A 23289-nucleotide genomic window follows, 5' to 3' on the forward strand; every position below is an offset into this window, starting at 1 on the left:
GTTGAGGATTCGTTGCGGCGAATCAGAGAGCCGCGAGAGCCGCGACCGGATCGGTCGGAAGCTCATACACGGGGAGGAAGCTCCGCGCTTCGTCTAGCGCCGGAATCTCAACCTCTCCGCGAATAGCGGCCCGGATCGCCTCGGGCGAATCCAGCCGCGCCACAGAAAGCCCGCGATCACTCGCGAGAGAACGAAGGGCCCGCTCGTTTACCCCGGAAGTCGAGTCTGTGTAAGCCGGGTACGTAACGGGGGAGACATCGAAGAGACTGATCTTCCGAAGCGTTCGAAGGGGAAAGTCGTCTTCGTCGATGCCCCATGCATCGTCGATAGTGCGGAAGCCGAAGCTCGACTGTGTGACGTCGCCGCGCTCCATAGACACGGCCAGGTCACGCGCATAAGTGGTGTCGGGCATGTCGGCTTCGTAGTGGAGACCTTCGCTGTCTTCCGACAGCCGCAGGGTTCCGCTCACGTTTCGACCGAGAATCAGGTTCGAGTCGTGATTGAACAGAGCGCGAATGTCATCCTGCGTGATCGTCTCTGTCGTCGCCTTCTCGGCGACCTGCTCGCGAAAGCCCCCGAGGTTCTGCGACTTACGCCCCCATCGGAGCGCGTAGCCGTAGAAGGTGAACTTCTGGCCTTCGCTACGAACCTCGAACTCCGTCGAGACCGTACGTCGTTCCATGCTGGTCATTCGGTTGTCTCCTGCTCGCCCTGGTCGCCTTCCGGCGGTGTTTCTTCGGCTGCTTCTTTCGGTTGCTCATCCGGCACCGCCGGAGCTTCCGGGGCAGGGGCAGGGGGCTTCTCCTCGCCGACAATGGCGAGGTTGAGCGGCATGTAGAAGTGCGTTCCGTTCTTCTTCGGAAGCGGCTCCATGTCCTCAAGCGCGCGGATCTCATCGGCCGTCATGAAGCCGTTCGTCAGAGCCGTTCTGTAGCTCTCGTAACGATCCTTTGTCTTCGACCGAAGACGCGCGTCAAGGTTGAACTTGATGAACTGCTGTCCCGGCAGAAGGAACGTAGACACTGCCTGCTCGATGCGCACGATCCACGGCATCAAGGTTTGATCCACGAAGAAGCGGTTCTGTTCCTCAATGCCGCTCCCCCACGTACTCGTCACGCTGCTGTCGACTAGATAGGCCGGCACGCGGTAGAGAAGGGCAATCTCGGTCTTCTGGAAACGTCGCGTCTCCAAGAACTGAGCTTGCTCGGGTGTGATCGATATGGGCTTGAAGCTCGCCCCGCCGGTCAACACACCAACGGTGTGTGAGTTGTTGATGCCAGCGTGAGTCTTCTTGAACATCGAGCGGAGAAGCTTCGCTTCGTCCGGCCGAGGCGTACCGGGGTGCTCGATGACACCGGCCATGGTGGTTCCCTGCGAGAAGAACCGCGCGCCGAACTCTTCGGCGGTCATGCCGAGTCCGATTGCCTCACGCGCCATGTCGAGTGGCGAAAGGCCACGACTGCAACCGGGGACCGTGAACGCCGGAATGTGAAGGATGGACCCTCGGCCGAGCAGCTCGGGAACGCCGGTCACGCGGTACATGTCGTCGCCTGCCGGGCCCTCTTCGATCTGCACGTCTTGGGGGTGCAGGCAGTAGAGAGCCTGAATCACTCCCGCGTCATTGCGGATGATCGCGAGGAACGCGTTACCGTCGCTGAGAAGCGACACGATCACGCGGTGCCAGAAGGCGTAAGACGTCTGGAAGGGGTTCGGCTGTCGGATCCAGCGCGGCGACTTCGCGCCGTCGAGCATGGTCTTCTTGCCGGTCACCTTCGAGAAGTGGTCGACGGGAAGCGACGCGATACCGTCCGCGATCAGCGATTGGCACGCATAGACCGAGATCATCTGTAGCGAGCTGTCGCGGCTCACGCGCTTGCCCGAGAAGGTTCGCCGAGTGAGACCCGAGAACTCATCTTCCCAAGCACTACGCGGCGACGTGAGCCCGAGCGAACGACGCTCACGGATGCGTGTAAACAGGCTCACCGCTTACCCCCGTCCGCCGCGTAACCAATCAGCCCGAGGCCGAGAGCGACCGCGAGATGCCCGAGGGGGCGCGCGACGTCGTAAGCAGCGAGCGCGACAAAGCCCAAGCTGCCCGCCTGAAAGGCGGTCGGCGTGTGATGGGAAACGGCAGACAGGAGTGAGCGGCTTGCCGTAGCAAGCCACTTCATTACGTCCCCTAGTCGTCGTCATCCGGGAAGAAGTACGCTTCCCGTTCAGCCTGCCGAGTGGCAGGGGTGAGTAGAGCCTCAAGCTCCGTATCCGAATACGTCTCGTTGAAGTTGATGAACGTGACGTGTGCTTCTTCCTCTTCGGGTAGAGCGGTAAGGAAGAAGGCGTTAGCCAAAGCTGCGATGCCGTCGATCTTCTCGCCCGACTTCGCCTTACTCGGCTTCACCAAACCCTCGTTCGTCACGTCAAGCTCGACGTTGTCAGCCATCCAACGAAGCACGGGATGCCCGCCATGCCGAAGCTCACGAGCAGCGAGAGCACTTTCAATCGCCTTACACGGGTCGTTCAGGCGAGCCGCGCTCTGCGGAACCTTGACCGCAGTAAGGCCGTGCTCCTCAAGCTCATTGATGAGCTGCGTTGCGTTCCACGGGTCGTAGCCGAGATACCGAATTTGGAACTCTTCGGCATCCCGCGCGATGTGCCGGAAGATGGCCTTGAAGTCCGTAGTCGGTCCCTCTGTGACCGTCAGAACTTCGCCACGCTCCCAAACCTCGAAGCTGGTTTTCATCTTCGAGCGCCGGTCGACAGCCGGCCGAGGCACGAAGAAGTGCGGGAGAACCGTCCAGCCGTCCGCCTCGGGATCGTCCGGGCTTCCGGGGAAGAGCAGCACCCACGCGTTGAAGTCGCCGGTCGCGGCAAGGTCGATACCCGCGAAGCAGGGGCGCCCCTTGAGCTTCGACCGGTCGACCTTGACGGCCCCGTTCTCGTCCCAAAGGTGCATGTCCAACCACCGGTTGGCCTGTGACACCCACTGGTTCAGCCGGAACACTCGGAAGGCGTTCTGTGCTGTGGGCTTCTCCTTCGCTTCGTCCGCCTCGGCCCGAAGGTTGTTGATGTTGAGGAAGCTGCCGAGAGCAGGGTTCGCGAGATACCAGCCGGTCCCCCGAGGATGCTCCGCCGAAGGGGGCTCGCCTTCGTCCGTCCAATCCCAATCATCCGGCACGTTCCGCGCGAAGACGAAGCGCGCGGGATCCAAGTTCTGATCCTCACGGACACGAAGCGAGTGCTCATGCTCTTCGAGAGCGAATGCCGCAGTGCGGTACGCGGCCGTAGTCGCCGCAATCATGATCGGCTGACGTCGAGTACCGAAACCCTGACGCATGCTGTCCCAGAGATGCCGGTCTCTCTGCGTCAGAACCTCGTCGAAGAGAACCATGCTCGGGTTAGTGCCGAGCGCTCCAGCAGCGTCCCCAGGAAGCACCTGATAGAAGCTGTTCGTCTTCCGGTCGATGATGCGCTTCTTCGAGTCGATGATCTCAAGCCGATTCGAAAGGATCGGCGACAGCTCGACCATGCGCTTCGCTGTGTTGTAGACGAGACCGGCCTGATCTCGGTCAACCGCGACCGAGTAAACTTCGGCGGATTCCTCGAAGTCCCCAACAAGACCCAGCAGCGCGAACGCGGAAAGCAGCTCGCTCTTCCCGTTCTTGCGAGCCATCTCAAGCCACGCAATCCGGTACTGGCGAACGTATTCCTCGTACTGGTCATCCCACATCATCGTCCCGAAGAGCGGGAGAACGATTTCCTGCTTCTGCCACTCGTCGAGCAGGAAGGGAGCGCCAGCATGGCGCCCCTTCGTGTGCACAATCAGCTTCTCAATGAAGTTGACCGCGTGAGTCGCCTTCTTCTCGTCGTAGTAGAAGAAGCCTTCTCGCGGATCGATCGGCCCGAAGGGGGAAAGGATAAGCTCGCTCACTCCCGCCCCCTTCTCCTCTCTGTGCTTTCACAGAGAGAAGACGTGTAATAGGGCGGAAGTCGCTACACGCGATTTCCCTTCGAGGCATTGCAGCCGAAGTGCGCAGTCTGGCAATTCGACAGCACATGCCCCGGCGTGCCGGGGCCGTGCGACAGCGGCACTACATGATCGAGGGAGGCACTCCGCGGATTCGGGTAGCGAAGGGCACGGTCGACAGGCTCAGAGCAGAGCTGACACACGTACCCGTCGCGCCGGAACACGGCCGCTCGGCTCACCTTCGTGTACGGCACGCCCCAACGCTCACAACGGAGCTTCAAGGCGTACTCGCGACGCGACAGCCAACCCGGCGACCTCTTGCGCCTACGGCGCTTCTTCGCCTCGGCCACGGCTACAGGGTCACGGTCTCGCGACTGACCGTCAGCGTGTCCGAAACGGCCGAAGAGACAACGTCCCCGGGCCGTCCCGTGTGCTCGGCAACGGCGGTCGAGCAAGCGTCGCGCAGCGCGCGAAGCGCATCGTCGATGCCGGGCGTTCGCCGGCCGAGGTCACCAGTGATGCGGAACTCGATCGCGTACTCATCGACCACCTCGGCGCGAACCGTGATGGTCGGATCGGGGTACGAAGGCATGGGGTATCTCCTGTTGACGAAGTGGGCAGGGGGAGCGCGGCAGTTGGCGCCACCCAACGCCTTCCGGTGCTCAACCCCTGCGGCCCCGAGACGGGGCAGAATGGCGGCTCTCAGCTCAGCAGGGAGAGAACCTGAGCATCGGGCCCTTCCGGCTCCTTCGGAGCCACAGAGAGCCGCGTACGGTCGCTCGGCGACAAGCCGAAGCGAGAGCCGAACTTGATCATCATGTCTGCGCTGTCGCGCATGATCTGAGCAGCGGGATTCTTAACTAGGTTCCCGTCGCGCCCCTCGACCAGGGGGCCGCGCTCGGCCATCGCAAGCCGAGCTTCCTCGAAGCTCGCCCACGCTGAGCAGTAGGCAATGAGGTAAGCCCGGTCAACGACCGTGGCGAGACCGAGCCGAAGCAGCTCGGGAACAACGCGGTTCCACTCAGCGAGTGCTTCCCCCTCGAAGTCGCCCGGCGGGGCGAGAGCCCCCGTGGCCGGCACTGGCTCGGCTTCGTTCAGCTTCTTCTTCGAAGGGTTCCCTCGAAGCTTGTCGAGCTGTGTAGGTGTCCTAGGCGGACCAGGCATAGGGGCTTCTCCTCCCTTCGGTCGTTCGGGCCTCGGCTGTAGCACGCTCCCACCAGTTCCGGCTAACCCCCGCGCGTTCGCAAAACCGGAAAGACATGTGGGTGCCCTAGAAAGCGCTCAGAGTTCCGGATCCCCCTTCCCCCTCAAGGTTCCCGGCAGGATCAGGCAGCGGAGTCTTAGTGATTGATCTGCTGTCATGCCGGGGGAGGGGACGCAAGCTGTTTCGGGCGCCGAGGGGCGCCACCGGTTTATGGCTTGCTGTAACCGCTCGGCCCGTGAAGGCCGAGTGTCTCTACTGGGGTGTTCTGCGGAGCTTCCTTATGGCTTGCTCTCGACTGCTGTTGCATGAGCGGCATAGCACTTGCACGTTATCGAGCGTGTTCGTTCCGCCCTGATCGAGAGGGCGGATGTGGTCGCCGGTTAGGTCTTCGGTACTGCCGCAGTTGAGGCAGAAGGGATGCAGCGCAATGGCTTGCGCTCTCACCTTTCTCCACTGTGCATCGTACTTACCTTTGACCCGAGTGTTCTTGCTCTTGTGCTTACGCGGTGCGCTTGCCCGGCAGGGGCAAGCAGTGCCGAGGGGTCTCAGCTTTCTACAGCGATTGCACATTGAGTACGGCATGGGGTGCACCCCTTTTCGGAGGGGTGCCCCTCTGAGATAGAGCAGCGCGGGAGCGCTGCGTTCATAGAGAGAAGACCTGTAATAGAGGCAGCGCGGGAGCGCTGCCGTTCTATCTATCTACAGCTCTCTCGCTGTCGCTCGGTCGCTGTTAGCTCTTCGGCCTAGGCCGAAGTCTGTAGCTGTTGCTGGCCCCCGATCCCCCCGGTCTTCGCTCGCTCCGCTCACTCAGCCCGACCCCCTTACCCCCACTAGACGTGTAACGGGAGCCACGGCGTAACGCCGTGCCCTCCGAGCTGCGGCTTCTTGCTTCCGCCATGGCAGCGAAGCTAAGTTTCGAAGCGTCGCCGAAGGGGTCACTCCGAGCCCGACCGGCACACTCGGCCCCCTCCCCTGGGGGCCGTTTAAACGGATCGAAGCTGTTATTCGAAATGGGGTCTCGATGTTCCTTGGACCGCGAGCGGTGCACTCCACGAACGCCTACGTCGAGCGAAGCCCGGAAGACCGGCTTCCCTCCTTCAAGGCCGGTATCGGCCTGACCGTGAACGGCGCGACTCTGCGCTACTCGACCACTTCGCCGGCCGAGGACAAGAAGGCGAAGCAGACGGCTTCCGCCATGGCGAAGGTCGCCACGGCTTCCCGGAAGAGCGTCTGAGAGAAGGCGCCTTAGTGAACCTCGCGAAGGCTCTCGAAATGATCGCTCCCTTCAAGAGCCACCCGCATTACGCGGCTGCTGTCTGGCAGCTCGAAAAGGCTCAGCTCCGAGGGAAGCGAGAGCTGTCCAAAGCCGCCTACCGGATCCGCAACGCGTATACGGCCTATGACTACGCCGTGAACTACGGCAAGAACGATGAAGGGGCCTGAGAGGGGCGAGATGTCTTGCTATCGAGTCGACGAAAGCGGCCCCTGCTGCTGCGGGGGCGCCCCTAACGGGGGCTGCTTCGAAGTGGTCGACCTCGGGTCTCTCGACCGCGAGGAATACGAGCGGATCATGACCGATCTCTTCGGGAGCGAAGAGCCTGCCGAGATGGATTGTGAGTGACTAGGAAGCTCGCTTTCGGCTCGGCCCCTCGGATATTGGAGCTGTGCGCCGGTTACGGCGGGTTGGGAATGGCCGTAGCCGCCCTCACTGGGGGACAAGTTGCGTGGGTCGCTGACAACGACCCGATGAAGGCGAAGATCCTCGAACGGCGATTCCCCGGGGTGCCCAACCTCGGGGATATCACCCGGCTCGACTGGTCGACGCTGCTCGACCAGAGCGTAGACATCATCACGGCTGGTTTCCCGTGCCAGGACATCAGCAACGCCGGAAAGAGAGTAGGCATTGAAGGTTCGCGCTCGGGTATCTGGGCGAACGTCGCCGAAGCCGTTCGCGTACTTCGACCGAAGCTTGTCTTCTTGGAGAACGTCTCCGCGATCCGAAGCCGAGGGATTGACCGCGTACTCGGGGACTTGGCCGCGTGCGGGTATGACGCGGTGTGGACGTGCTACCGAGCTTCCGCCGCTGGTGCCCCCCACCACCGCGATAGGTGGTTTCTCGTTGCCGCTCCTGCCGACCCCCACGGCTGCTGACGGGAAGCGCGGGCCCGACTACGCGAAAGCGGCTCGACCGGGAGCGGGGGGCGACGACTTGGTCACGGCCATGGCTCGACTGTGGCCGCGAGACAAGAGCGAGAGGCTGCTGAAAACCCCTACCGCCAACCTGTCACGGAACGGGGCCCCGCAGCACCCCACGAAGAGGAAGCAGGGCGGTCACGGCCCGACCCTCGAAGACGAAGTGTGCTTCTTGCTGAACGTCGAGCCGGGGGCCGACTACGGGGGCGACTTCTCGCCCTCGGAATGGTGGGGCGACTTCGCCCCTGCCGTGCGCCGTTGGGAAGTGCTCACCGCGCAACCGGCGCCCGTGCCGGTCGAGTACGGCCCCCGTGGCGGTCTTCGGCTCGCCCCGCGCTTTGGCGAGTGGTTGATGGGAGTCACCTGCGGATGGATCACGAAGGTTCCCGGCCTTGACCGTGCGGCGCAGTTGAAGGCGATCGGGGACGGCGTAGTGCCTCAGCAGGCTTTCTCGGCCTTCGCCCACCTACTAGGACAGTTGGAACGGAGGGAAGTTGAGAGCGTCTGCGACGCTGCTTAGCGACGACATGGCGAGAGTCTGTTTCAACGCTCTCGCCTTCTCCCCCGCGCGATCGAACGTCAAGACGGCCCGGATACAGCTCGGCCCCGAAGGGTTCTGCGCTACGGGGACGGACGGATACGCCATCGGGCAGGATCAGTGCCCGCTCGACACCTACGACGGACCGCCCGAGGGCGTGACGCTGCATGTCGACCGGGCTGCGCTCTCGGATCTCGACAGCGGGGGCCGGAAGGACAAGAAGGGGTATGGGCGAGTCGAGATCAAGGCTGCGGACGGGCTGATCTTCAAGCCTGCCAACAACGACACGCCGACCGTTGCGCACGACCAGGCCGCCAACGCCGATACGGCCCTTTGGGGCATGGTCGACAGCTTGCTTGAGCGGATGGAGCGGCGAACGCCGGCACTCCCCGAGCTGATCGCGTTCGACCCTGCCCTTCTGTCGTACTTCTCGAAGGTCAAGGTCGCGAAGGTCAAGGGGAAGGCGAACGAGACCTACGAACGCGCCATGGATCTGTGCGTGTTCGATGCGAAAGAACCGGTCCTAGTGAAGATCGGTCCGACGTTCCGAGGGGCGATCATGCCGATCGATCGGGACGTTCACAGAGAGAACGTCGAGCAGTTCGACGGGGGGTTGTGGTGAGCGAGAAGTGTCCTATGTGCGTCACGGCACGTCCCGAGCCGCACCCGCGGATTCCGCACCTGTGGCGGTGCGACAACTGCAAGGAACATCTCGACGTCGCGGCCCCGGTCCTGCTCACGTCGACCGAGGTTCGCGTGATCTCGGATGCACTCGACTACTGGCGAGACAAAGACCGGCACGGCGAGCTAGAGCGTGAGTACGGCTACGGCCGCGCGAAGTGCGACGCTCTCTCGACGGCGAGCACGAAGGTCGACGACGAAGCGAAGCGTCGCGGCGTGTACTGGACGTGAACGACAACGGCCCCGCACCCAAGCAGGTGCGGGGCCGTTTACACGCGCTCACTTCTCGCCGAACTCCGGAAGGTCTTCGATCGGCACGACAGCATGAGCAGGCTTCCTCGGAGCAACGGCCTTCCTCGGGGCCCTGGTCCGCTCGACCCGGCGCCCCTTCGTCATGATCTCGCCGAGGGGTTCCTTGTGCTCGCGGCAAAGGTCAACCTCAACCGTGACCGCGTCGAGAGTCACGATCGCCTCGGCGACAGCGTCATCACTGCCGCAGACGTCGCACTTAGCGATCTCTACCGGGACCCTAACCATTGCCCGCCCTCCGGTCCGTCAAAGAAACGATCTTACCCGCCTCATCTCCGAGGATAAGGAACGGCTTGCCCTTGAGCGCTCTCGCGAGCTGCTGCCGTTCAAGGTCGAGCCCAAGGTAGCGCTCCGTCGTCTGCACGCTCTTGTGGTTCAGCGCAGCCTGCACGATCCGAAGGGCCGCATCGTGGCCCAAGTGGACCAAGTCGTCATACAGGATCCGCGCGAAGCTGCGGCGTAGCGTGTGCCACCCGTCGCCCTCTTCCAACTCGATCTCGGCGCGATCGGCGATCGGCCGGAGAACCTTCGTGGGATGGGTGATCTCCCCTTCGGGGTTGAGTAGGCCCGCAGGAGTGAGCCCGCCTCCCTCGGCGAACGTCCGGCGCTTGAAGGCAGGGAACAAGTAGTAGGTCCGCCTCAGCTTCCCTACCTGCTCCGTGTAGAAGGCGAGCCATAGCCGAAGCTGCGCCTCAAGGTCCGAGGTGAGCGGGTACGTGATCTCTTCGTGCGTCTTCGGGATCGTCAGGTATAGCTCGCTCTTGTTGAAGCTCACGTCACCTATCCGCATCCCCTTCGCTTCGGAGATCCGCACGCCCGTACACGCCACGAAGCAGATCAGGGCGGCATCACGCGGATGCTCGGCATGCGCGAGCAGGTGCCGAAGCTCGTCGCGCGTCATCCGGTAGCGGTTGCGGTTCGTCCTGGTGCTCTTGTCGGGAACGCCTTCGAGCAGCGCGTCAGCGCTGAGCGCATTCCAGCGCCGGCGGTGCACCCACGCGAAGAACTGCTTCATGTCGTTGCGGTACTTGCCGAGCGTCTGCCTCTGGCAGGTGTCGGCGAGCCCGCCCGGTCCGTAGAAGAAGTCTTCGACGTGATGCGGCTGCACCGAACCGGTCTTGCAGTCGTTGACGCTGCGCTCGAAACGGGTGAGCAGGCTCGTGTACCCGTACCGGGCATCCCGCGAGCCGCTCCGAGCGAAGCGCTGGTGTATGAAGTCTCGCTTCGCGTTGCTGACATTCGGAGTGAGCAGCCTAGCCATGATTCGAAGCCTCCGATCACAAAGACAGCTTCGCGCATCAGAGCAGGCCAAGCTGGTTACTGTGATTCGATACTAGCATTCGAAGCATGTTCGAGTTCAACCAGATCTACCGCCGGCTGGAGAGCGCGATGACGGAGGCCGCGCAGTTCACCGAGCTGCTTCTGACGCCTCCCACCGTGCTCGACCCGCCGTCCCCGGAGCCGCTGCGTCCCCGGGCCGCCGACATCCGCTTCGAGAAGGTGACCTTCGCGCACCGGGGCGGCAAGCCGCTGTTCGAGGGGCTCGACCTGGATGTGCCGAGCGGGGCGCGGGTCGGCCTGGTCGGCCGGTCCGGTGGCGGCAAGACCTCCCTCACCCGGCTGCTGTTACGGATGACGGACATCGACGGCGGCCGCATCCTCATCGGGGGCCAGGACATCAGCCGGCTGCGCCAGGCCGACCTGCGCAGCCAGATCGCCTACGTGCCGCAGGACCCGGCGATGTTCCACCGCACCCTGCGGGACAACATCGCGTTCGCCCGGCCGGACGCCACCGAGGCCGAGATCCGCCGGGCTGCCGAGGCGGCCCACGTCACGGAGTTCGCCGACGTGCTGCCGGACGGCTTCGACACCATGGTGGGCGAGCGCGGCGTCAAGCTGTCCGGCGGTCAGCGCCAGCGCGTCGCCCTCGCCCGGGCGATCCTGCGCGACGCGCCCATCCTGCTGCTCGACGAAGCGACCAGCGCCCTGGACTCGGAGAGCGAACTCCTCGTGCAGGAAGCGCTGTGGCAGCTCATGGACGGGCGGACCGCGCTGGTGGTGGCGCACCGGCTGAGCACGGTCGCCACCATGGACCAGCTCGTCGTCCTCGACCGCGGACGGATCGTCGAACAGGGCACGCACCAGGAGCTGCTCGCGGTCGACGGTGCCTACGCGAAGCTGTGGCAGCACCAGTCGGGCGGGTTCCTCGACGACACGGCGGGGCGGGCCGAGGTGCTGTGAACACGGCGCGGGCCGTCTCCTCGTCCCTGGAGGAGACGGCCTTCGCGGAGTCCCGCTACGGGAGGTCCAGCCTGCTGTGCACCAGTTGTGCGAAGTGGGTCAGGGTGCGGTCGCCGCCCATCAGTTCGGTGGCCGCGAGGCGGACGTCGAAGTGCTCGCCGGCGCGCACCAGGAACTCGGTGCTCAGCAGCGAGTCGAGGCCGAAGTCCGTCACGGGCCGGGCGGGGTCCAGCTCCTCCGGATCGCTGTGCAGGACGGTGGCGAGCAGCCCGGTCAGGGTCTGGGTGATCGCGGCCCGGGCCTCGTCGGGGGTCATGGCGGCCAGTTCGCGCAGCAGGTCCGTGCGGCCTTCCGGGCCGGGACCGGCGTCGGCCGGTACGAGGCGGGCGAAGCGGGCGCCGGCCAGGGCGGGCAGCAGACGGCGGGCGCGGCTCCAGCGGTAGCGGCCGACGCCCGCCACGTCGGTGCCCGGCCGGAGCAGGCCGCCGGCGGTGGCGAGGGCTTCGGCGACGCTGAGGGGCTGGAAGCCCCGCTCGGCCATGGCGTCGCCGATGGCGTGCCGGGCGACGTAACCGGTCTCGCCGATCGGGCCGAAGGCGAGGGCGGTGGCGGGACGCCCCTGGGCGTGGCGGGCGCGGGCCTGGGCCTCCAGGTAGGCGTTGCCGGCCGCGTAGGGGGCCTGGCCGATGTTGCCGACGGCGGCGGCGATCGAGGAGTAGGTGACGAACAGGTCCAGGTCGTGGCCGGCGGTGAGCCGGTCGAGCAGGGCGGCGCCGTCCGCCTTGGGGGTGAGGACGGCCGAGAAGCGGTCGTCGGTGAGGTCGGACAGGGGCGCGTCGTCGAGGTGCATCGCGGCGTGCACGACACCGCGCAACCGGTGGCCGGTGGCGTCGATCTGGTCGACGAGCCGGCGCAGCGCCGGCTCGTCGGTGACGTCGGCGGCGTGGGCGGTGGCGTGGGCACCGCGCCGGGCCAGGTCTTCGAGGAGCGCCGGGGCATCGGGGGCGGCCGGGCCGCTGCGGGAGACCAGCGCCAGATGGCGGGCCCCCTGGTCGGCCAGCCACCGTGCGGTGGCCGCACCGAACCCGGTCAGCCCGCCGGTCACCAGGTAGGTGCCGTCGGCGTCCAGGGTGGTGGGTAGGGGTGCGGGCCGGACGGGGGCGGGTTCGTCCAGCGCGTCCCCGTCGGCGGGATCGAAGGAGACGACCACCTTGCCGATGTGCCGGGAGTGCTGCAGGACCTGGAAGGCCTCCTCCACCCGTGCGGCCGGGTAGACGGTGTGCGGCAACGGCCGGTACACGCCGCGCTCGATGAGCGACACGACATCGGCGACGAGGCGGGAGCCTCGGTCGCGGTCCAGCAGTACCGGGTCGAGGTTGAAGCCGATGAACGTCAGGCTGCGGTCGAACGGGCGCATCGGCAAAGGGTTGTTGAGGAAGATGTCCCGCTTCCCCAGTTCGATGAAGCGGCCGCCCGGGCGCAGCAGGTCGAGTCCGTGGGCGATCGCCTCACCGCTGAGGGAGTTGACGACGACGTCGACGCCCCGGCCCTCGGTGAGTTCCCGGACTCGCGTGACGAAGTCCAGGTTGCGGGAGTCCAGTACGTGCCAGGCGCCGAGGCCGCGCAGCATGGCCCGTTTGGTCTCGGTCCCGGCGGTGGTGATGACGCGGGCGCCCCGGGCCCGGGCGCATTGCAGTACGGCCAGGCCCACGGCACCGGCGCCGCCGTGCACGAGGACCGTCTCACCGGCGGTCAGGCGCGCTTGGTCGGCCAGAGCGTGATGAACGGTCAGGAACGCGACGGGGAAGGTCGCCGCCTCGGCGTAGCTCATTCCGTCGGGGATCTTGATCAGGGAGTAGTCGGCGGTGACGCCGTGGGAGGCGAGGGCGCCGGGAATGGCGCCGCAGACACGGTCGCCGACCGCGAAGTCACGCACTCCGGGGCCGACGGCGCACACCATGCCGGCGCCGTCGGTGCCCAGTCCGCGGCTGAGCGGGCTGTCCTCCACGGCCTCCGGTGGCAGCAGGCCGTTGGCGCGCATGGGATCGCGGTAGTTCAGCGCCACCGCGCGCAGCTCCACGGCGACTTCGCCGGGGCCGGGCCGCGGGACGGGTGTCTCCCGCCAGACCAGGCGCCGGGCCGGTCCCGGGTCGCGGACCTCCAGCAGGAACGGCGCGCCGACCGGCACGGCGGGGGGCTCCTCGGCCGGGTGCTCGACGTGCAGAGGGGTGAAGCGGCCGGCCGGTGTCAGGACGACCTCGTCCTCGTCCGTAGCCCCGCTGTCGTCCGGGGAGCGGCCCGCGGTGAGCAGTTCCGCGGCCAGCCGCCGGGCGTTCGTGGCCGGGTCCGCGGTGCGGTCGAGGGAGACGCGCCGCAGTCCGAGGGCGGGTTGTTCGTTGGCCAGGGTGCGGGCGGCGCCCCAGGCGGCCGCGTCCTCGGGGTGCGCGGGGCGTTCCGGGGCGGGGAACAGGCCGGTGGGGCGCGTCACCAGCCACACCTGTGGGTCGCGGTCGCCGGGCAGCGTCCGGCAGGCGGCGGCCAGGGCGCGCAGGACGGCCGCGCGGTGGGTGGTCCGGGCGACGAGGTGCCGCGGGTCGGGCTCGGCGAGGAGCAGGACGATGCGGGGCGCCGCCTCGGCGGGCAGTGCCGCCGTCCACGTGCCGGTGTCGGTGGGGGCGGTCAGGACCGTAGCGGGGCCGAGCAGTGCGGCCAGTTCCCGGGCGGTCGGCGTCTCGGCGTCGGTCTCCGTGGCGACGAGCCAGGCCGTGCCCGGCGGTGGTTCGGGGAGGGCGGGCGGATCCGCAGGGTCGCGGGGCGCTGCGGCCACCGTGACGGAGTGGTCCTCGGGTCCTGTCTGCCAGGAGCCGGCGAAACCGCACCGCTCCAGCAGCGGCGTCCACGCCTCGCGCGGCAGCAGCCGGGTGGTGGGGCGCAGGGTCCGGTCACCGCGTTTCCACAGTGCCTCCAGTCCGCCCAGCAGCAGGGCGTCGAGCCGTTCGTCGTGCCGTTCGGTGGCCAGCAGGTGGCCGCCCGGGGCGAGGATGGAGCGCACACGGCCCAGCGCGGCGGTCAGATCGGCGGTGGCGTGCAGGGCCTGGCCGGCCAGGACCAGGTCGAAGCCGCCCGGCGGGAAGCCCTGGACGGCCGGGTCGGCGTCCAGGTCGAAGGTGCGGTGGTCGATGAAGTGGCAGGCGGCGAAGCGGTGCCGGGAGCGGGCGAAGGAGGTGCCGGCGGCGGCCGTGCAGGTGTAGTGGGTGCGGTCGGCCGGCAGCAGCGGCAGCACGGCGGCGGTCAGGGCCGTGGTGGTCGCGCCCACCTCCAGGACGCGCAGCGGGCGGTCGGCGGGCCAGTCGCGCACGATCCGGTCGAGCAGTGCCTGCACCACACGGTGGGTGAAGCGCTGGGCGGGCGCGGTCTCCTGGTGCTGTTCGAGGAAGTGCTCGCCGACGGGCAGTAGTTCCCTCGGGTCGACGGTGCCGCGCAGCACTCCGGGCAGCTGCCGCAGCTGGCTGTTGAGCAGCAGCGCGGCCGGGCCGAAGCGGGGGTGGTTCTCCAGCAGGCTCCGCAGCGACTCCTCGGGGCACGCCGTGACATCGGTCAGGCGCCAGGTCTCCCCGTCGGCCTCGGCCAGTCCCTGCTCGGCCAGCAGGGGCAGCATCAGTCGCACCAGCCTGCGGTGCCGGGGTACGAGGCCCCGGCCGACCAGGTCGGGCATGGTGAAGGGCTCATCCGGGTCGGGCAGCAGGCCGCGCAGCGCCGCTGCCCAGCAGTGCGCACCCGCCCGTTCGGCGGCGGCCGTGAACCGCTCGTGGCCGCTGTCGTCCAGTTCGGCGCGTGCGGCGGCGATGCGCGCCCGGGCGGCGGCCGCCACCTCGGCCGGAGCGGGCAGCGGGGACGGCGGGGCGGGCTCCGACAAGCGCGGGGCGGCGCGCAGGACCGTGCGCTGGACCGTCAGCGTGGTGTGGTCGCCGAGGCGGGCGCGCCGGGTGCGGCACTTGTCGATCTCGGCGGTGACGGTGCCGTCGAGGTCCGCGTACGTGATGTCCCAGCAGACCTCGTTGGCGCTGCGGCTGCGGCGCCGCAGGTGGACGACGCCCTCCGGCGCGGGGGTTCGCCACACCCGTACCGCGCCGAAGGCCGAGGGCAGAAAGCCGGCGGCTTCCCGGGTCGGCTGCTCGGCCAGGGCGACGGTGGCCTGCAAAGGCTGGTCCAGCAGTACCGGGTGGACCGTGTAGGCACCGGCCGGGTGCTCCAGCCGGTACCACGCCAGCAGTTCGCCCTCGCCGACGTCCAGGCTCCGCAGGAGGTGGAACCCCGGACCGAGTTCCAGCCCGACGCGGCGGCATTGCTCGTAGAAGTCCGGGCCCGTGAGCGTGCGGGAGCAGCGCGCCTTGACCGCGGCGATGTCCAGCGGACCGGGGGCGTTGCCCAGCCGTGTGCGTACCTGCGCGCGGACGACCGGCAGCACCTCGGCGTCGCGGTTGTCCCGTGTGCTGATGGTCAGGGTGCCGTCGGACGGGGTGACGGCGGTCTGCAGCGCGGCTCCCGCCGGGTCCGGCCACCCGAGCGGGAACGGGCGGGAGAGCTCCAGGTGCCGCACCTCCACCGGGCGGTCCAGCGCCCGCTGCCCCGCCGTGACCGCCATCTCCACGTACGCGGCGGCGGGCATGAGGACACTGCCGCCAATCCGGTGGTCCCCCAGCCAGGGCACCAGCTGGGGCTCGACGGTGCCGCTCCACAGGGGGTGGGGCGCCGGCTGGCGTTCGCCGAGCAGGGGGTGGTCCAGTGCTCCGGTGCCGCTGGTGTGCAGGACGAGGTCCTGCGGGGTGCCGTGCCAGTGCCGGTCGCGCTGCCAGGGGTAGGCGGGCAGGTCGGCGACCCGGCCGGGCTGCGGGAAGTGGGTCTGCCAGTCCACCTCGGCACCGGCCGCGAGCAGGGCGGCGACCGCGGCGGTGGCCTCGCGCGGTCCATCCCCGTCCCGGTGCAGGGTCGGAACGTACGTCAGTCCGGTGCGGCGCAGGTAAGGGCGCAGCACCGGGTGCGGGCCGATCTCCACGACGATGCCGATGTCCACGTCCCCGAGGCGGCCCATGGCCTCGGCGAAGCGGACCGGTTCGCGTACGTTGCGCCACCAGTACGCCGCGTCGAGTTCGCGTCCGGTCAGCGGCGTCGCCGTGACGGTGGAGACGAACGGCACGTGTGCTTCGGCGGGGGTCAGACCCGCCAGAGCGGCGCACAGCGGTTCCTCGATGGGGTCCATGGTGCGGCTGTGGAAGGCGTAGTCGAGATCCAGCTCGCGGAAGAAGACGTCACGGGCCGTCAGTTCGGCGCCGAGGGCGGCCAGGGCGTCGGGGTCGCCGGCCACCGTCACGTCCCGGTCGCTGTTGATCCCGGCGATCTCCAGTGCCCCGCCGAAGCGCGCCAGTTCCTCGCGGGCGGCGTCCTCGGCCAGGCCGACGGCGGCCATGCGGCCCCGGCCCGCCGTGACGCCCTGGGTGCGGCTCCGCTGGGCGATCACCAACGCCGCCTGCTCCAGGGTCAGCGCCCCGGCCGTGTACGCGGCGGCCACCTCGCCGACGCTGTGCCCGGCCACCGCACGCGGGCGCAGCCCCTGGGACGCCAGCAGCGCGGTCAGGCCCGCCTGGACGGCGAACAGCACCGGCTGGGCGATCTCGGTCCGGGCCCAGCGTGCCGGGGTGGGGCGCTCCAGTTCCTTCGCCACGGACCAGCCCAGATGCGGGGCCAGCGCGGCGTCGGCCTCCTCGACGGCGGCGCGGAAGACGGCCTCACCCGTCATCAGGTCGGCGGCCATCCCGGGCCACTGGGAGGCGTTGCCGGAGTAGACGAACGCGACGGCGCCCCGCTCGGCCCTGCGGGTGACGGCCCCGTGGGACGGCGCGTCGGTGAACAGGCCCTCCAGCCGGTCCGCCGCCTGCCGGGGGTCGGCGGCCAGCACGGCGGCACGGTGCGGGTGGGCGCTGCGCCGCAGGGTGCTGGTGTGGGCCAGGTCGTAGAAGTCCTCCGGTGCCGCCGCCCGCAGCCGCTCGGCCATGCGCGCGCTCAACTCCCTGAGTGCCTTGGGGGATCGGGCGGAGATCACCACCGGCACCGGCCTGTCCGCGGGCTTCGTGCTTCCGGGGTGCGCCGGGGGCGGTACGACCACGGCGTGGGCGTTGGTGCCGCCGAACCCGAAGGAGTTCACCCCGACCGCGGCCCGTTCCGAGCGGGGCAGTTCCACGGGCGCCACGGTGGGGGCGAGGCCGAGCGCGCCGAAGTCGATGGCCGGGTTGAGCGGGAGGGCGTGCAGGGACGCGGGGGCGGTCCGGTGGCGGAGCACCAGGATCGCCTTGAGCAGGCCGGCCATTCCCGCGGCGGGCTCCAGATGCCCCAGGTTGGATTTCACCGAGCCGACGGGCAGCGGCCCCGCGCCGCGGCGCGCGCCGAGGGCCCGGCCGATGGCCCGGGCCTCGGCGGGGTCGCCGACCGGGGTGCCGGTGCCGTGCGCCTCGAAGTAGACCAGGTCGTCCGGGCCGATCCCGGCGTCCTGGCACACCGCGCGCAGGAGGGCCTCCTGGGCCTCGGCGCTGGGCAGGGTCATGCCGGTGGTGCGGCCGTCGGAGTTGCTGCCGGTGCCGGCGAGGACGGCGTGGATCCGGTCGCCGTCGGCCACCGCGTCGGCGAGGCGCTTGAGTACCAGCACGGCGCCGCCCTCGGCCCGCACGAAGCCGTCGGCGTCGGCGGAGAAGGCCGCGCACCGGCCGCGCCGCGACAGCATCCCCGCGTAGGAGAAACCGGCGAACGAGTACGGGTGTCCGAGCACGTTGACACCGCCGGCCAGAGCCACCCGGCTGGTGCCCTCCCGCAGGGTGCGGCAGGCGCGGTCCAGTGCCACCAGTGACGAGGAGCACGCCGTGTCGACGGCCATGCTGGGGCCGCGCAGGTCGAAGGCGTACGACAGGCGGTTGGCCGTGATGGACAGGGTGGCACCCGGCATGGTGTGGGGGCTGGTGTGGTTCTCCATGAGCATCAGGACGGTGCCGTAGCCCGGATCGGAGACTCCCACGTACACGCACGTGTCCGACCCGGCGAGCGCCTCGCCCGGGATGGCGGCGTCGTCCAGCGCCTCGGCGGCCATCTCCAGCAGCAGCCGCTGCTGCGGGTCGAGGTGTGCGGCCTCCTTGGGCGAGATGCCGAAGTACGCGGCGTCGAAGGAGGCGATGTCGTCGAGGAAACCCCCGGCGGCGGTGTAGCTGCGGCCCGGACGCACCGCCCCCGGGTCGACGAACCGGTCCCTGGGGAACCGGTCCGGCGGCATCTCCCCGACGAGGTCGTGCCCGTCCCGCAGGGCCGCCCACAGCCCGTCCAGGTCGGTGATGCCGCCCGGCAGCCGGCAGCCGACACCCACCACGGCCACCGCCCGGTCGTCCCGTCCCACGCCCATGCCCCGCCCCCTGTTGCGCCGCTTGTCCGCATCGAGCGGAGTGACAACTGCCCTCGTGGACCGCCGTCCAAGTGCCGGTTCACCCGTTGGCGTGGTATCCGTCCGACGAACGGGTGAACTCCAACTCACGGTGTGTGACCGGCCGTTACGGTGGCGCGGTGCTCGAAGCCCCGCGTGCCCGCTTGACAGCAATCGCCGTCCATCTGCCGTCGCGCTACCGGACCATGGAGGAGATCCGGGCCGGGATCGCCGCCGCCGGAAGTCCCTACGTACCGCCTCCCGGCCTGCTCCAGGACGTCACCGGCGTGCGCGGCGTCCATGTGCGCGAGGAGGGCGAGTGCTCCTCGGACCTCGCGGTCTCGGCCGCCCGCAAGGCACTCGCGGACGCCGGCACGGCCATCGGCGAGGTGGACCTGCTGCTGTTCGCCGCCACCAGTCAGGACATGCTCGAACCGTCCACCTCGCATCTCGTCGCCGCCAAACTGGGCGCCACCTGCCCGGTGTTCGACGTGACGAACGCCTGCAACAGCGTCCTCAACGCGATGGAGGTGGCGAGCGCGTTCATCGCCACCCGCCGCTACCGCACGGTGCTCATCGCCTGCGGCGAGACGGGCACCATGGTCACGCGCTGGCACGTCCCCGACCACGAGGCGCTGATGCGGGCCATGCCCGGCTACACCGTCTCCGACGCCGGCGCCGCCCTGCTCCTCACCGCCGGGCCCGCCGGAGAGCACGACCCCGGGGTGCTCGCCCTCCGGTTCGCCGCGGACTCCACCGCCTGGAACGCCTGCACCGTGAGCGGCGGCGGCTCCATGCACCCGCGGGCGTTCGACGACGAGCACCTGACCATCCGACTCAACGGCGACCTGCTGCGCACCACCGCGGTCGAGGGCCTGACCTTCCTTAGGCAGGCGGCTCAGCGGGAGTTGGAGACGGTCCGCGCCAGCTCCTTCATCGCCTTCCACCAGATCGGCACGCCCCAGTACCAGGAGATGGTCGACAGGCTCCCCCTGCCCGCCGACCGGTGCATGCCGGCCGTGGCGGAGCACGGCAACTGCGCCGCCGCCTCCCTGCCCCTGCAACTGGTCAAGGCGCTGGAGACCGACCGCATCGAGCCGGGCGACACGGTGGCGATGATCGGCCTGGCCAGTGGCATGAGCTTCGGTCTGGCGCTGGTCCGCTGGTGACCGCCGAGAACCGGCGCACGGCCGCCGGCACACCCGCTTCCGTCCTCCAACTCCTGCTGCCCGGCTACCCGGGACGCGAGCACTGGCGCCTGGTGCCGTCGACGGGCCAGCACTATCTGGACGTCGGCACGGGCGACCCGCTGCTGTTCCTGCACGGCAACCCGACCTGGAGCTACGCCTGGCGCAAGCTGCTTCCCACGCTGGTCCCGCACGCCCGGTGCCTGGCCCCGGACCTGCCCGGACTCGGCCTGTCCCAGCACATGGAGATGCCGTCCGACCCGCAGGCCCGGTATCTGCGCCAGCTGGACCACCTGGACGCCCTTTACGAGCACCTGGTCCGCCGCGAAGGAGTACCGCGGCAGGGCTGGACGTTCGTCGTGCACGACTGGGGCGGCCCGCTCGGCGTCGCCTGGCTGCTGCGCAACCCGGGCGTCGTCTCCCGCCTGGTGGTCCTCAACACCATCGCCTTCCCCTGGCCCGACGGCTACCGGCTGCCGTTCTACCTGCGCTGGATCAGGGACCACCGGCCGGTCGCGGACGCGGTGCACGCCACCAACGCCTTCGCCCGGGCCACGGTCCGTCTCGGTGTCACCCACCGGCTCAGCCGGGCCGAGCGGCGCGCCTATCTGCTGCCCCATGCCCGCCGGGACAACCGCCGGGCGATCGTGGAGTTCGTCCGCGCCATCCCGCGCCGTCCCGAGGACACGGCCTGGCAGATGCTCACCCCGAGCGCCGACGCCGACGACCTGGCACGGCTGCCGATGCTCATCGGCTGGGGCATGCGCGACCCGGTCTTCACGCCGCGGGTCCTCGCCGAGTGGACCCGCCGGTACCCGCACGCCGTCGTCCACCGCTTCCCGCGCGCCGGCCACCTGGTGATGGACGACGCCGGAGACGAACTCGGCGGACCCATCCGCGACTTCCTGCGAGGACGAGGACAACGATGACCACCATCCACGACAGCGTCTTCGCCCGCCTCGCCCGGCTGGCCGAGGACCCGCGGGCCACCGCGCTCGTCCGCTGCACCGGCGCCTCGTCCGACCGGGCCGTGACGACGGCACAGCTGCTGGACGGCTGCCGCCGCACCGCCGACGTCCTCCGGGCGGCCGGGGTGGGGCGCGGCGACAAGGCCGTGGTGATGACGCGGGACGCCTATCAACTCGTCGCCTCCGTCTACGCCTTGACCTCGCTCGGTGCCGTCCCGGTGCTGATCGAGCCGCGCGCCGAGGTACGGCGCTGTCTGGACGAGATCGCCCCCGGCGTCTTCATCGGGGAGCCCCTGGCACACGTGGCGCGCCGGGCCCAGGGCTGGGGCCGCGGCCATGTCCGTACGGCCCTGGTCACCGGCCGCGCCTTCCCCGGCCAGGACCGGCTGCTGGGAGACAGCCTGCCCTTGGCGGTGCCGGACGGCGACGGCCCCGCGCCCCGCGTCCGGGAGCCGCGGCCCGAGGACCTGGCGATGATCGCCTTCACCTCCGGCTCCACCGGACAGCCCAAGGGCGTCGAGTACCACTACAGCACCCTGGCCGGACAGCTGACCGCCCTGGACGCCGTACTCCGCCCCGCGGCCGGTGACGTCCTGCTCTCCTGCTTCCTGCCGTTCGCCGCGCTGGGCCCGCTGCTCGGCCTCACGACCGTCGCCCCGCAGGTCGACCATCTGGCCCCGGCCCGCACGCCCCCGCGGCACCTCGTCGGCCCCCTGCTGCGTCACGGGGCCGACATCGTCCTCGGTTCGCCGGCGGTGCTCGGCCTGATCGCCGGCCACTGCGCCCGCCGCGGTCTGACACTCCCCCCGGTCCGCCGTGTGCTGTCCTTCGGCGCTCCGCTGCGCCCACGTCTCGTCGAGCTGCTGTCGGAGGTCCTGCCGGCCGGGGCGGAGATCCTCAGCGTCTACGGCGCCACGGAGTGCCTGCCCGTCGCCGCCATCAGCTCCGACGACCTGCGCGCGCTGCGCACCCAGCCGCCCCCCGGCCACGCCGGCACCTGCCTGGGCCGGCCGCTGCCCGGCATCGAGGCGTGCGTCCTGGACGCGGACGCCACCGGGCTCGGCGAGATCTCCGTCGCGGGACCCGTGGTCAGCCCGGGCTACCACGCCCGCCCCGACGCCACCGCCGCCGCCAGGTCGCTCTCCGGGGGCGCCCTGTGGCACCGCACCGGCGATCTGGGACGCCTCGACGACGAAGGCCGGCTGTGGTACCTCGGCCGCAAGGCCCACCTCGTCACGGGCGAGGACTTCACCCTCACCACCGAGGACGTCGAGGCCGTCGCCGACACCGCCGCCGGAGTCCGCCGCGCCGCCCTGGTCGGCGTCGGCCCGGCGGGACGGCAGCGGGCGGTGCTCTGCGTCGAACGCGAGCCCGGCACGCCCAAGGCCACGGTTCTTCAGGCGTTGCGTGCCGTCCTCGGCGGCCACCGGCACGGCAGCCGCATCGGCACGGTGCTGTTCCACCCCCGGTTCCCGACCGACATCCGCCACAACTCCAAGATCGACCGTGCCCGGCTGGCCGCCCACGCCGCCAAGTACGGGCCGAAAGGCGCCCGATGAGGGTCCTGGTCACGGGCGGCAGCGGCTTCCTGGGACAGGAGATCTGCCGCCGGCTCGTCGCCCGCGGCACGACGACCTCCTCCCTCAGCCGCCGTCCGAGCCTCGCCCTGGAGCAGCTCGGCGTGCGGCAGCACCTGGGCGACCTCGCCGACCCGGCCGCCGTCTCCCGCGCGCTCGCCGGCTGTGACGCCGTCATCCACAACGCCGCCCTGGCAGGCGTCAGCGGCCCGCCGGCGCCGTACTGGAGAACCAACGTCGTCGGCACCCGCAACGTCATCGACCAGTGCCGGGCCCACGGGATCGGCGCCCTCGTGTACACCTCGACCGCCAGCGTCGTCTTCCGGCCCGGCGGCCTGGAGAACGCCGACGAGCGCTGCCCCTACCCCCGCCGGCACCTGGCCGCCTACCCGCGCAGCAAGGCACACGCGGAAGCCCTCGTCCTGGCCGCCGACGGCCCGGACCTGGCCACCGTCTCCCTGCGCCCCCACATCATCTGGGGGCCCGGCGACCCGCATTTCGCCCCGGCCCTGGCACGCGCCGTACGCGCGGGCCGGTTGGTGATGCCCGGCGACGGCACCAACCTCGTCGACACGACCCATCTGCACACGGCCGCCCACGCCCACCTGCTCGCTCTCGACCGGCTGCGGGAGGGCCGCCCCATCGGAGGCCGCGCCTACTTCATCACCCAGGACGACCCCCGCCCGCTGCGCGAGCTCACCGCGCACTTCCTGCGCGCGGCCGGCCTCCGCGCCACCTGGTGCGCCGTCCCCCACCGCTTGGCCCACGCCGCCGCGGCCACGTCCGAGACCGTCCTGCGGCTGAGCGGCCTCAGCCGCACCCACGCCCTCAGCCGCTTCCTCGTCGCCGAGCTGGTGCATCCCCACTGGTTCAGCGTCCGAGCGGCCCGCCGCGACCTGGCGTTCGCACCACCGGTCGGCTTCGACGCGGGCATCGCCGCGCTGTCCGGTCAGAGGCGGTAGAGGGTC

The 23289-nt window shown here is 69.5% G+C and carries 19 protein-coding genes and 1 pseudogene; 10 read left to right on the forward strand and 10 right to left on the reverse strand.

Annotated elements, in window-relative coordinates; all coding sequences use genetic code 11:
- Positions 1-22: 22 nt before the first annotated feature.
- From QC385_RS23845 to QC385_RS23875, 7 genes are all read right to left on the reverse strand, one after another.
- The gene (locus QC385_RS23845; protein ID WP_279543377.1) at positions 23-691 is read right to left on the reverse strand and encodes an HK97 family phage prohead protease; all 669 of its coding nucleotides are present in this window, start codon (positions 689-691) and stop codon (positions 23-25) included.
- A complete protein-coding gene (locus QC385_RS23850) occupies positions 688-1983 on the reverse strand; it encodes a phage portal protein (protein ID WP_279543378.1) in 1296 nt (431 codons plus the stop codon). Before QC385_RS23850 ends, QC385_RS23845 begins: the two co-directional genes overlap by 4 nt.
- Before the next feature lie 196 nt (positions 1984-2179).
- Positions 2180-3928, reverse strand: coding sequence for a terminase large subunit (locus QC385_RS23855; RefSeq protein WP_279543379.1), 1749 nt, complete (start codon positions 3926-3928; stop codon positions 2180-2182).
- Positions 3929-3990: 62 nt separating this feature from the next.
- A complete protein-coding gene (locus QC385_RS44095; RefSeq protein ID WP_336621320.1) occupies positions 3991-4314 on the reverse strand; it encodes an HNH endonuclease in 324 nt (107 codons plus the stop codon).
- A gap of 2 nt (positions 4315-4316) precedes the next feature.
- Positions 4317-4556: a hypothetical protein gene (locus tag QC385_RS23865; RefSeq protein ID WP_279543380.1), complete on the reverse strand. Its 240-nt coding sequence runs from the start codon at positions 4554-4556 to the stop codon at positions 4317-4319.
- Positions 4557-4666: 110 nt separating this feature from the next.
- The gene (locus QC385_RS23870) at positions 4667-5128 is read right to left on the reverse strand and encodes a phage terminase small subunit P27 family (protein WP_279543381.1); all 462 of its coding nucleotides are present in this window, start codon (positions 5126-5128) and stop codon (positions 4667-4669) included.
- Between the two features lie 292 nt (positions 5129-5420).
- Complete coding sequence (locus QC385_RS23875; RefSeq protein ID WP_336621321.1) at positions 5421-5750, reverse strand: HNH endonuclease signature motif containing protein; 330 nt, start codon at positions 5748-5750, stop codon at positions 5421-5423.
- A 439-nt stretch (positions 5751-6189) separates the two neighbouring features.
- Between QC385_RS23875 and QC385_RS23880 the strand changes: the two genes are divergently transcribed.
- The 5 genes from QC385_RS23880 (at position 6190) to QC385_RS23900 (ending at position 8811) form a co-directional block, all read left to right on the forward strand.
- Positions 6190-6402: a hypothetical protein gene (locus tag QC385_RS23880; RefSeq protein ID WP_279543382.1), complete on the forward strand. Its 213-nt coding sequence runs from the start codon at positions 6190-6192 to the stop codon at positions 6400-6402.
- A gap of 14 nt (positions 6403-6416) precedes the next feature.
- Positions 6417-6611 (forward strand): hypothetical protein, encoded by a 195-nt coding sequence (locus QC385_RS23885; protein ID WP_279543383.1) that lies wholly within the window; start codon positions 6417-6419, stop codon positions 6609-6611.
- 246 nt (positions 6612-6857) lie between these two features.
- Positions 6858-7319 carry a DNA cytosine methyltransferase gene (locus QC385_RS23890; RefSeq protein ID WP_443032972.1) on the forward strand — a complete coding sequence of 154 codons (462 nt, stop codon included), beginning with the start codon at positions 6858-6860 and terminating at the stop codon, positions 7317-7319.
- A gap of 569 nt (positions 7320-7888) precedes the next feature.
- Positions 7889-8521, forward strand: a complete 633-nt coding sequence (locus tag QC385_RS23895) for a hypothetical protein (RefSeq protein ID WP_279543385.1) — start codon at positions 7889-7891, stop codon at positions 8519-8521.
- Positions 8522-8535: 14 nt separating this feature from the next.
- Positions 8536-8811 carry a hypothetical protein gene (locus QC385_RS23900; RefSeq protein ID WP_279543386.1) on the forward strand — a complete coding sequence of 92 codons (276 nt, stop codon included), beginning with the start codon at positions 8536-8538 and terminating at the stop codon, positions 8809-8811.
- Between the two features lie 48 nt (positions 8812-8859).
- Here QC385_RS23900 and QC385_RS23905 read toward each other — a convergent pair whose 3' ends face one another.
- Together QC385_RS23905 and QC385_RS23910 are read right to left on the reverse strand one after the other, a co-directional pair.
- Positions 8860-9117, reverse strand: coding sequence for a hypothetical protein (locus QC385_RS23905; protein ID WP_279543387.1), 258 nt, complete (start codon positions 9115-9117; stop codon positions 8860-8862).
- Entirely contained in the window at positions 9110-10150 is a 1041-nt protein-coding gene (locus QC385_RS23910; RefSeq protein WP_279543388.1) for a tyrosine-type recombinase/integrase, read from the reverse strand. The genes QC385_RS23905 and QC385_RS23910 overlap by 8 nt, the downstream gene beginning before the upstream one ends.
- 80 nt (positions 10151-10230) lie before the next feature.
- Here QC385_RS23910 and QC385_RS23915 point away from each other — a divergent pair.
- A pseudogene (locus QC385_RS23915) lies at positions 10231-11130 on the forward strand (ABC transporter ATP-binding protein); the annotation flags it as partial.
- Positions 11131-11185: 55 nt separating this feature from the next.
- Here the strand turns inward: QC385_RS23915 and QC385_RS23920 are convergent.
- Positions 11186-18571, reverse strand: a complete 7386-nt coding sequence (locus tag QC385_RS23920) for a type I polyketide synthase (RefSeq protein WP_279543389.1) — start codon at positions 18569-18571, stop codon at positions 11186-11188.
- A gap of 182 nt (positions 18572-18753) precedes the next feature.
- Between QC385_RS23920 and QC385_RS23925 the strand changes: the two genes are divergently transcribed.
- The 4 genes from QC385_RS23925 to QC385_RS23940 are packed head-to-tail and all read left to right on the forward strand — an operon-like array spanning position 18754 to position 23283.
- Complete coding sequence (locus QC385_RS23925) at positions 18754-19758, forward strand: 3-oxoacyl-ACP synthase III family protein (protein WP_279543390.1); 1005 nt, start codon at positions 18754-18756, stop codon at positions 19756-19758.
- Complete coding sequence (locus QC385_RS23930) at positions 19755-20705, forward strand: alpha/beta fold hydrolase (protein WP_279543391.1); 951 nt, start codon at positions 19755-19757, stop codon at positions 20703-20705. The genes QC385_RS23925 and QC385_RS23930 overlap by 4 nt, the downstream gene beginning before the upstream one ends.
- Entirely contained in the window at positions 20702-22303 is a 1602-nt protein-coding gene (locus QC385_RS23935) for an AMP-binding protein (RefSeq protein WP_279543392.1), read from the forward strand. Before QC385_RS23930 ends, QC385_RS23935 begins: the two co-directional genes overlap by 4 nt.
- Positions 22300-23283, forward strand: a complete 984-nt coding sequence (locus tag QC385_RS23940; RefSeq protein WP_279543393.1) for an NAD-dependent epimerase/dehydratase family protein — start codon at positions 22300-22302, stop codon at positions 23281-23283. The genes QC385_RS23935 and QC385_RS23940 overlap by 4 nt, the downstream gene beginning before the upstream one ends.
- The last annotated feature ends 6 nt before the right edge of the window (positions 23284-23289 follow it).

Source organism: Streptomyces sp. DH10, assembly GCF_029813805.1.
GTDB classification, from domain to species: domain Bacteria; phylum Actinomycetota; class Actinomycetes; order Streptomycetales; family Streptomycetaceae; genus Streptomyces; species Streptomyces coeruleofuscus.